The following is a 9,557-nucleotide window of genomic DNA, read 5'->3' on the forward strand; positions in this document are numbered from 1 at the left end:
GTGACATTTCGATGACATAAAAGTTCACCAGACCACTGCAGACCAGTCAGAAAAAATAAGATTTCCGGCACGGACAATACGCCGTCAGTTCAGCAGCACCCTTGCTGCCGCCAGCATGAAAGCAAAGCCAGGCCGCAGCATTGCCTGCACTACCCGTCCAACCCGCAAGGAAGAACATCTTCAGGCTGACAATCATGCAGATATCGTCATCTGTGTTTTCCGGAGGCCCGGACTTTCTGCCGACGACCGCCGTATCGCTGTGCTGAACTCCGCATTTGGGGCATTCTCAGGTGTTTTCAGGCAGTTCCGGGCGACAGCGGCGAAGTCCCGCCTTCAGCCTGCAATGGGACGCTTGCCGGTGGGCGAATCAAGGAATGAATGGCCAAATAAAAAAGCACCGGAACTTTACAGTTGCGGTGCTTCTGCGATTGCTCCGGCCAGAGAGCCGGATGCTGTACCGTGATCAGAACGGGATGTCGTCGTCCATATCGGAGAAGTTCGGAGCCGGACGCTGTGCCGGTGCCTGACGTGCCGGCGCAGACTGTTGCTGCGGACGGGATGCCATGGCTGGTGGCGGTGCACCGTAGCCGTCATCCATTCCCATACCGCCGCCCATGCCGCCGCTCTGACGCGAACCCAGCATTTGCATGCTGTCAGCACGGATATCGGTTGCGTATTTTTCCACGCCGTCTTTATCCATGTATTTACGGGTACGCAGCGAACCTTCTACGTACACTTGCGAACCTTTCTTCAGGTACTGACCGGCGATTTCTGCCAGTTTGCCGAAGAAAGTGATGCGGTGCCATTCAGTCTGCTCTTTCTTTTCACCGGAAACTTTGTCTTTCCAGGTGTCGGTGGTTGCTACCGTAATGCTGGTCATGGCATCACCACTTGGCATATAACGGGTTTCCGGATCGCGGCCCAGATTGCCGACGATGATGACTTTATTCACAGATGCCATGTATTTCTCCTGTCTGTCTTGCTTACTTACTCTGTTTTGATTTCCGGCTTATGCCTGCGCAGCCGCTTTGCTGCGACGGGCGATCTCCGGCATGCTGGCAGCGATTATAAGCCAGATGAGTGTCAGTCCGGCACATAAAGCGAACACAGCCTGACTGTTGACGTATTGCGTCAGCAGACCGCCGGATGCTGCACCGGCTGCGATACCGAGCGCCTGCATGGTGTTGTACACACCGAGCGCCGCGCCTTTGGCTGCCGGTGGCGCAAGGCGCGACACCAGTGAAGGCTGGCTGGCTTCCAGTGTGTTAAACGCGATAAAAAATACAAACAGGAAGGTGATCAGCAGCAACCCATGTTGCATACCGAGCCAGAATCCGATTTGCGACACCAGCAGCAAGGCAATCGCGCCCAGAAACACCGGTTTCATCTTGCCGTATTTTTCACCGACAAAAATCGCAGGCAGCATCGCCACAAACGACACCAGCATGACCGGCAGATAAATTTTCCAGTGACTCGCCACCGGAATATCCGCCACGTGTACCAGTGCAGCAGGCAGAACAACGAACATCGCCATTTGGGCGAAATGCAGGACGAACACGCCGGCATTCAGGCGCATCAGTTCCGGCAGCATCAGTACGGTACGGAACGGAACGCGCTCACTTTTGACCGCTTCCACGTCCGGCACGATCCACTTCACCAGCGCCATTGCACCGATACCAAGTACCGCTGTCAGACCAAACATCGCCGCCATGCCCATGCCCTGATACATGACCGGCGATAACACCATCGCCAGTGCAAACGTCAGGCCGATAGAGCCGCCTATCATCGCCATCGCTTTGGTGCGGTGCTGCTCACGGGTGGAATCTGCCACCAGGGCGGTAATTGCTGCCGAAATCGCGCCCAGCCCCTGAATACCGCGACCGATCATGATCCACAGCAGGCTGTGTGCAAACGCGCAGATCAGCGCACCGGCAACGAACAAGGCGAGACCAATCAGTATCACCGGTTTGCGACCGAAGCGATCGGATGCCATACCGAACGGAATCTGAAAAAATGCCTGCACCAGACTGAACATGCCGAGCGCCAGTCCGACCATCACCGCATTGTCGCCGCCCTCCAGTCCGCGTGCATACAGGGCAAATACCGGCGACAGCATGAACAAGCCCAGCATGCGCAATGCAAATACCGAGGCCAGCGCCGAGCTGGCACGTACTTCCTGACGCGTCATGCCGGCCGCTGCGGCGACCGGATCAGGCGTATCTTTCAGGTTAGTTGCAAAACTCATAATGCTTATCCTGATCTGTACGCCTGTGCATGCGATTTGCAGCGCCGGAGTACAGCTGTAACGAAAACCCGTTATAGTAGCAGGTTGCTTGTCTGTGCAAAAAATTTCCGTGAGCCACTATGACTAAACGCATTAAAGCCGCCGCCAGCGCTGCGCCTGCCGAACTCGAATTCACCGCCGATGACTTGCCGCTGATGCAAAAACGCGAGCTGATCCGGGTACGTGGTGCCAGAACCCATAACCTGAAAAATATCAGTCTGGATATCCCGCGCAATAAGCTGGTGGTGATTACCGGCCTGTCCGGCTCGGGTAAATCCTCACTCGCGTTTGATACGCTGTATGCGGAAGGCCAGCGCCGTTACGTGGAATCGCTGTCCGCCTATGCGCGTCAGTTCCTGCAACTGATGGAAAAGCCGGATGTGGATCTGATCGAAGGTTTGTCTCCGGCGATTTCGATTGAACAGAAAGCCACATCGCACAACCCGCGCTCTACCGTCGGCACGGTCACGGAAATCCATGATTACCTGCGCTTGCTGTACGCCCGCGTTGGCACACCTTACTGCCCTGACCATCCGGAAAATCCGCTGGCAGCACAATCGGTCTCGCAAATGGTGGACACCGTGCTGGCCATGCCGGAAGAAACCAAGCTGATGATTCTGGCGCCGGTGGTCGCGAACCGCAAAGGTGAACATCTGGATTTGTTTGAGCAAATGCAGGCACAGGGTTTTGTACGCTTCCGCATTCAGAGCGGCACACATGAGGCACGCATCTATGAAGCCGATGATTTGCCGAAACTGAAGAAAACCGAAAAACACACGATTGATGTGGTGATTGACCGCGTCAAAGTCCGTGCGGATATTAAACAGCGTTTGGCTGAATCGTTTGAAACCTGCCTGCGTATCGCGGATGGCCGCTCGATCGTCCTGAATATGGACAGTGGCCACGAGCAATTATTCTCGAACAAATTTGCCTGCCCGGTCTGCGGCTATGCACTGCAGGAACTGGAACCGCGCCTGTTCTCGTTTAACAACCCGATGGGCGCTTGTCAGGAATGTGACGGCCTCGGGCATATCGAATTCTTCGATCCGAAACGGATTGTTGCCTTCCCTAATCTTTCACTGGCCAGCGGCGCAATCAAGGGCTGGGACCGTCGGAATCAGTTTTACTTCCAGATGCTGACGGCGATTGCCGCTTTCTATGAATTTGATCTGGATACGCCGTTTGAAGAATTACCGGAACAGGCAAAACAAGTGATTCTGTACGGTTCCGGCCGTCAGCAGATTCCGTTCACCTATCTGAATGAGCGCGGCAAAGCGGTCGTTAAAGAACACAGCTTTGAAGGTGTCGTAAATAATCTGCAGCGCCGCTACCGCGAAACCGATTCGATGGCTGTACGTGAAGAGCTGGCGAAGTTCATCAATGAAAAACAATGTCCGTCCTGCCACGGCGCACGTCTGCGTACCGAAGCGCGCTATGTGCGCGTCGGCAATGGTGCACAGGAAAAAGCTATTTACGAAGTCAGCGGTATGCCACTGCGCGACACTCTGCGTTTTTTCCGCGAGCTGACTTTGCAAGGCAGTAAAGCAGAGATCGCAGACCGCATCATTAAAGAAATCACGTCGCGCCTGACTTTCCTGAACAATGTCGGTCTGGATTATCTGTCACTGGAACGCAGCGCCGACACACTGTCCGGCGGCGAAGCCCAGCGTATCCGTCTGGCATCGCAGATCGGTTCCGGCCTGACCGGCGTCATGTATGTGCTGGATGAACCATCGATTGGTTTGCATCAGCGCGATAACGACCGATTGATTGATACGCTCAAGCATTTGCGCGACATCGGCAACAGCGTGCTGGTCGTGGAGCATGATGAAGATGCAATCCGCGCCGCCGACTTTATCGTTGACATGGGGATCGGTGCCGGTGTGCACGGCGGTAATGTGATTACCCACGGCGATCTGGACGCGATCACCGGCAATAAAGAATCGCTGACAGCACGTTATCTGACCGGCGAACTGGAAATTTCCGTTCCGGCACAACGCACCGTCAACAATCCTGAAAAACAACTGACGATACAGGGCGCAACTGGCAACAACCTGAAAAAAGTCGATATGGCTTTACCGGTTGGTTTGCTGACTTGCGTGACCGGTGTTTCCGGTTCCGGCAAATCCACACTGGTCAACGATACGCTGTTCCATGTTGCGGCCCGTCATTTATACGGTTCGCAGACTGAACCTGCACCGTTTGAACATGTCAGCGGTCTGGAACATTTCGATAAAGTGATTTCTGTCGATCAGGCACCAATAGGCCGTACGCCGCGCTCAAATCCGGCGACCTATACCGGTTTATTCACACCGATCCGCGACTTATTTTCCGAAGTACCAACCGCCAAAGAACGCGGTTACAGCGCAGGCCGCTTCTCGTTTAACGTGAAAGGCGGCCGCTGCGAATCATGTCAGGGCGACGGCGTGATCAAAGTCGAAATGCACTTCCTGCCGGATGTGTATGTGCCTTGCGACGTCTGCCACGGCAAACGCTATAACCGCGAAACGCTGGAAGTACAGTACAAAGGAAAAAACATCCACGAAGTACTGGAAATGACCGTGGAAGATGCGCACGAATTTTTCAGTGCGGTGCCGGTGATCCGCCGCAAACTGCAAACGCTGCTGGATGTCGGCCTCGGTTATATCCGCCTCGGACAAAGCGCTACCACGCTTTCGGGCGGTGAAGCACAGCGTGTCAAACTGGCGCTGGAACTCTCAAAACGCGATACCGGTCGCACGCTGTATATTCTGGATGAACCGACTACAGGTCTTCATTTCCACGATATCGCGTTACTGCTGCAAGTGATTCACCGTCTGCGCGATCACGGCAATACGCTGGTCGTGATTGAACATAATCTGGATGTGATCAAAACCGCCGACTGGCTGATTGATCTGGGGCCGGAAGGCGGTGCCGGTGGTGGCCGTATTGTGGCAACCGGTACACCGGAACAAGTCGCTGTGAATCCTGAAAGCGTGACCGGTAAATACCTGCAGCCATTGTTATCAAAATCCGGCAAGTCCGCCGCTTAAGTTTTTTTTCAGAAGTTATGTCTATACGTCTTATCGTGGGGCTGGGCAATCCCGGCCCTGAATATGAACAAACCCGCCACAATGCCGGTTTCTGGCTGGTGGATCAGTATCCGGTCAACCTCGCACCGGATAAGAACTTTAAAGCGCTGGTCGGCAAAACCCGCATTGCCGGTCAGGATGTGTGGCTGATGGAGCCGCAAACATTTATGAACCGCTCCGGCCAGTCAGTCGGTGCGATTTGCCGCTTCTACAAAATCACACCGGATCAGGTACTGGTGGTGCATGATGAACTGGATATGCTGCCCGGTGTCGCCAAACTGAAAAAAGGTGGTTCATCCGGTGGTCATAACGGTCTCAAAGATATTACTGCAGCGCTGGGAACACAGGATTACTGGCGCCTGCGTATCGGCATCGGCCATCCGCGCAGTCTGAATCTGAATCAGAATGTCGCGGATTTTGTACTGCACCGCCCGCGCCGCGAAGAACAAAGTCTGATCGAAGAATCGATTGCTGACAGCCTGCAGGCAATCCCGCTGATGGTGGAAGGCAAAACGGCTGAAGCCATGATGCAGTTACATTCACCGAAAAAAACCTGACGAGGTTTTCCCTGCCATGACCACATCATCCATCCGCATTTTTGCCGGCAGTCTGGCAAAGCAACGCATCGCTGAATACGGATTACAGGCTGCGGATGTGGCCGTCATTCCGGCAGCTGCAGGCGGCCCGAAAGGACTGATACTGCAAAAGCTGGATCAATGGTTATTTGGCAGCTGGTTACCGCAGGCACCGCGTGAGCGCACGCTGATCGGTGCTTCGATAGGTTCATGGCGCATGGCGGCTGCCGCCTGTGCTGATCCTGTCGCCGGTTTTCAGCGACTCGGCGATTTGTACTGCGGTCAGACCTATCCTGAGAATCCGGATACCGATTGTGTGACCCGCGAAATCAGTGGCATGCTGGATCAGCTGATCGGTGGTTATGAGCAGGAAATTCTGCGCAATCCGTCTTACCATCTGCATATTCTGACCAATCGCGGCCTGCGGCATTTGCAGTTCACAAACAGCCTGAACGCAGAAAAAACCGCATTTGCCCGTGCCGCACTGGCCAATCTGCGCGGACGCGACCATCTGGCGGCGCATCTGGAGCGCGTGGTATTCAGCGATCAGCGCGATACGCTGACGTGGCTGCAGACTGCATTTGATGCGTTCAGCACAGTGTTCACACCTTTACAGTCGGGCAATCTGCGGCAAGCCTTGCTGGCATCGGGAACTCTGCCGCTGATTATGAATAAAGTATCCGGCATTCCGGCTGCGCCGCAGGGCCAATACTGGGATGGCGGCATCATTGATTACCATCTGGCCTTCCCTTATCACCGGCTCGGGCAGGATCAGCTGGTGCTGTATCCGCATTTTGCACCTTACCTCGTTCCGGGCTGGCTGGACAAAGCCTTACCATGGCGGCGCACGCATCGCGCACCGTTCCGCGACTGGATGCAGAATGTGATTCTGATTGCGCCATCGAATGATTTTTTACGCACCCTGCCACGCGGCAAACTGCCGGACCGCAAAGACTTCAGTTATCACGGCCTGAACCACCAGCGTCGTATTCAGGACTGGAAAATTGCGATGTCTGAGGCAGAGCGCCTGCGTGATGATCTGATCCGGTTTATTGAGAAACCGGATCCGGCACAGATACACGCTCTGTAAATATCACAGGCGATGCAAAGCATCGTCCAGTGCATGCAAGAACTGATCTGCATGGCTGCGCTGAAATACCACCGGCGGTTTGATTTTCAGCACATTGTCCAGCGGGCCATCGGTAGACAGCAAAATCTGCTTTGCCTTCAGCATTTCCACGATACGTTTTGCTTCGGCAGTGGCGGCAGCTTTGCTTTCAGGGTCACGTACCAGCTCTGCTCCCAGAAATAAGCCCCGACCACGCACATCACCGATCAGGCTGTGTTGCTGCGCCAGCTGACGTAAGCCCTGCTGCAGATAAGCACCGGTTTCCAGCGCATTCTGCTGCAGTTTTTCTTCCTGTACGACTTCCAGCACTGCCATCGCAATCGCGCATGAAACCGGATTACCGGAAAAGGTATTGAAGTATTCCATGCCGGTCACAAAAGCGGATGCAATTTCCGGTGTGGTGACTACCGCGCCAACCGGATGCCCATTACCAATCGGCTTACCCATGGTCACGATATCCGGCACCACACCATGCGACTGGAAAGACCAGAAGTATTCACCATCGCGACCAAAACCAATCTGCACTTCATCGGCCAGACATACACCACCGGCCGCCCTGACGCGGGCATAGGCTTGCTGCAGATAACCGGGCGGCAAGACAGTCTGGCCACCGCAACCGAGCATAGCTTCTGCATAAAATACCGCAGGTTTCTGACCACGCGCATGAATAAGGCTGATTGCGCTGTCGATATGCGCTGCATGACTTTCTGCATAAGCAGCATCCTGCGCATTCGCATCGCGATAGCTGTCCGGCATCGGTACAAACTGCACATGCTCCGGTTTACCGCGACCGCCACGCCCGTTGAACTTATACGGACTCAGATCAATCATGCTCGGCGAATTACCATGGTAAGCATGATCGAGTACGATCACATCCTGCGCGTTGGTATACGCACGGGCAATGCGCAAAGCCAGATCATTCGCTTCCGTGCCGGAGTTGGTCATGAAAACGACAGACAATGACTGCGGCAGCGTTTCTGTGAGGCGCAGCGCATATTCCACCAGATTGTCATGCAGGTAGCGGGTATTGGTATTCAGCATCGCCATTTGCGCTGCACCGGCGGCAACCACCTTAGGATGGCAGTGTCCGACATGGCAGACATTATTGACCATATCCAGATACGGTTTGCCGTGCTGATCAAACAGATAGGCGCCTTCGCCGCGCACGATTTTCAGCGGCTCCTGATAAGACAGGCTCAGGGTTGGATTCAGATGACGGCGGCGCAGGGCAATCAGTTCTTCCGGGCTGCGCTGCAGTACGGGACGATTCAGCATAATTCAGATTCTTTGAGTTTTAAACGTAACTGACGCAGCGCCAGATTGCGCGGCATCTGATCTAACTGCATTAATAAACGGCGCACCGCAGGCTGAGAAATCAGAATATACGGATTCTCCGGATCGGCACGATGGGCGCGCTCCGCCATCAGTACGCTCTGGCACAGGCGCGCGCAAATCATAGGAAACAAAGATTCCCATTCTGCATCACTCAGTGCCAGTTCTGCATCAAACGCAGCGGCGATATTCGCCGCCGACTGCAAAGGATCTGTCGCAGCATAAGTCATCGCATAACAGGCAGCGATTGCCACTTCTGCGATGCGGTAGCTGTAACACATATCACCGAAATCAATCAGCGCCACCACCCTGCCCTGACGCACAATCAGGTTGTAATCATTCGCATCATTATGCAGCACCGCCTGCGGCAAAGTGCGCTGCCAGTGTAATTGCTGACGCACAAAATACTGCACATGGCGGCTGACAATTTCTCTGAGTGCAGTGTCCTGCAACAACACAATGTCATCCGCCAGCTGCACCAGTTGCTGCAAATTCCATGCGTGAATGCGCTGCGCCTGCGGATGAGAAAAATCCTGGAGCTTTGCATGCATCTGTCCCAGCAGACTACCAAGATTGTGTTCCAGACTGGCACGCGACACGGCTAGCTCTTTTTCCGGCGCTTCAGCATAAACCTTGCCCGGCACAAAACTCAGCAAACGCAGCCAGCCTTTGCCATATTCCGGTGGCAGGGGCAACAGATCACGTCCGTCCTTTGCTTTCATCACGACCGGAAACATGGGGCTGCCATCGGCATTGCACATAGACACCAGATGTTGCATCGTCGCATTTTCCAGCGCCAGATCTTGCGGATTCCAGTCGGGGCCGGCAACCTTCAGCACATATTCGCCACTTGCGCAGCGCACACGAAAATTACAATCGGCATACGAAGGCAGCGCAGAAATCTCTCCCTGCAACTGCCAGTATTCCTGCAACAGTTGTGCAGCCTGTGCTGCATGAATGATGCTCATAGGTCACTCAGACTTCAAACTTAATCCCCTGCGCCAGCGGCAGGGAATGGCTGTAGTTGAAGGTGTTGGTGGTGCGGCGCATATACGCTTTCCAGCTGTCAGAACCGGATTCGCGACCACCGCCGGTTTCTTTCTCACCACCAAAGGCGCCGCCGATTTCTGCACCGGACGGGCCGATGTTGACGTTCGCAATGCCGC

The 9,557-nt window shown here is 54.6% G+C and carries 8 protein-coding genes and 1 pseudogene; 4 read left to right on the forward strand and 5 right to left on the reverse strand.

Features of this window, described 5'->3' with window-relative positions; genetic code table 11:
• Nucleotides 1–115 precede the first annotated feature (115 nt).
• Nucleotides 116–463 carry a hypothetical protein gene (locus KDM89_RS17655; protein WP_212689239.1) on the forward strand — a complete coding sequence of 116 codons (348 nt, stop codon included), beginning with the start codon at nucleotides 116–118 and terminating at the stop codon, nucleotides 461–463.
• Here the strand turns inward: KDM89_RS17655 and ssb are convergent, their stop codons facing one another.
• On the reverse strand, nucleotides 464–961 hold the full coding sequence (gene ssb / locus KDM89_RS17660; protein WP_212689240.1) for a single-stranded DNA-binding protein: 498 nt from the start codon (nucleotides 959–961) through the stop codon (nucleotides 464–466).
• 48 nt (nucleotides 962–1,009) lie between these two features.
• On the reverse strand, nucleotides 1,010–2,245 hold the full coding sequence (locus KDM89_RS17665) for an MFS transporter (RefSeq protein ID WP_230427948.1): 1,236 nt from the start codon (nucleotides 2,243–2,245) through the stop codon (nucleotides 1,010–1,012).
• A 194-nt stretch (nucleotides 2,246–2,439) separates the two neighbouring features.
• On the opposite strand from KDM89_RS17665, the gene uvrA reads away from it, so the two are divergent.
• The 3 genes from uvrA to KDM89_RS17680 are packed head-to-tail and all read left to right on the forward strand — an operon-like array spanning nucleotide 2,440 to nucleotide 7,020.
• The gene (gene uvrA / locus KDM89_RS17670; RefSeq protein ID WP_212689259.1) at nucleotides 2,440–5,316 is read left to right on the forward strand and encodes an excinuclease ABC subunit UvrA; all 2,877 of its coding nucleotides are present in this window, start codon (nucleotides 2,440–2,442) and stop codon (nucleotides 5,314–5,316) included.
• A gap of 17 nt (nucleotides 5,317–5,333) precedes the next feature.
• Entirely contained in the window at nucleotides 5,334–5,912 is a 579-nt protein-coding gene (pth, locus tag KDM89_RS17675) for an aminoacyl-tRNA hydrolase (protein WP_212689241.1), read from the forward strand.
• A 16-nt stretch (nucleotides 5,913–5,928) separates the two neighbouring features.
• On the forward strand, nucleotides 5,929–7,020 hold the full coding sequence (locus KDM89_RS17680; protein WP_212689242.1) for a patatin-like phospholipase domain-containing protein: 1,092 nt from the start codon (nucleotides 5,929–5,931) through the stop codon (nucleotides 7,018–7,020).
• Nucleotides 7,021–7,023: 3 nt separating this feature from the next.
• Here KDM89_RS17680 and KDM89_RS17685 read toward each other — a convergent pair whose 3' ends face one another.
• The 3 genes and pseudogenes from KDM89_RS17685 to KDM89_RS17695 all read right to left on the reverse strand — a co-directional run.
• Complete coding sequence (locus KDM89_RS17685) at nucleotides 7,024–8,334, reverse strand: aminotransferase class III-fold pyridoxal phosphate-dependent enzyme (protein ID WP_212689243.1); 1,311 nt, start codon at nucleotides 8,332–8,334, stop codon at nucleotides 7,024–7,026.
• The gene (locus KDM89_RS17690; RefSeq protein WP_212689244.1) at nucleotides 8,328–9,359 is read right to left on the reverse strand and encodes a phosphotransferase; all 1,032 of its coding nucleotides are present in this window, start codon (nucleotides 9,357–9,359) and stop codon (nucleotides 8,328–8,330) included. The genes KDM89_RS17685 and KDM89_RS17690 overlap by 7 nt, the downstream gene beginning before the upstream one ends.
• A 7-nt stretch (nucleotides 9,360–9,366) precedes the next feature.
• Nucleotides 9,367–9,557, reverse strand: a pseudogene (locus KDM89_RS17695) (aldehyde dehydrogenase family protein); the annotation flags it as partial.

It is taken from the genome of Cognatundibacterium luofuense (genome assembly GCF_018139685.1).
In the GTDB taxonomy this organism is placed as follows: Bacteria; Pseudomonadota; Gammaproteobacteria; order Burkholderiales; family Burkholderiaceae_D; genus Undibacterium; species Undibacterium luofuense.

What these genes read in the sequence shown, in the direction of transcription:
- ssb (WP_212689240.1), bottom strand. Translation starts at nt 961, where the DNA reads ATGGCATCTGTGAATAAAGTCATCATCGTCGGCAATCTGGGCCGCGAT.
- pth (WP_212689241.1), top strand. Translation starts at nt 5,334, where the DNA reads ATGTCTATACGTCTTATCGTGGGGCTGGGCAATCCCGGCCCTGAATAT.
- KDM89_RS17690 (WP_212689244.1), bottom strand. Translation starts at nt 9,359, where the DNA reads ATGAGCATCATTCATGCAGCACAGGCTGCACAACTGTTGCAGGAATAC.
- KDM89_RS17685 (WP_212689243.1), bottom strand. Translation starts at nt 8,334, where the DNA reads ATGCTGAATCGTCCCGTACTGCAGCGCAGCCCGGAAGAACTGATTGCC.
- uvrA (WP_212689259.1), top strand. Translation starts at nt 2,440, where the DNA reads ATGCAAAAACGCGAGCTGATCCGGGTACGTGGTGCCAGAACCCATAAC.
- KDM89_RS17655 (WP_212689239.1), top strand. Translation starts at nt 116, where the DNA reads ATGAAAGCAAAGCCAGGCCGCAGCATTGCCTGCACTACCCGTCCAACC.
- KDM89_RS17665 (WP_230427948.1), bottom strand. Translation starts at nt 2,245, where the DNA reads ATGAGTTTTGCAACTAACCTGAAAGATACGCCTGATCCGGTCGCCGCA.
- KDM89_RS17680 (WP_212689242.1), top strand. Translation starts at nt 5,929, where the DNA reads ATGACCACATCATCCATCCGCATTTTTGCCGGCAGTCTGGCAAAGCAA.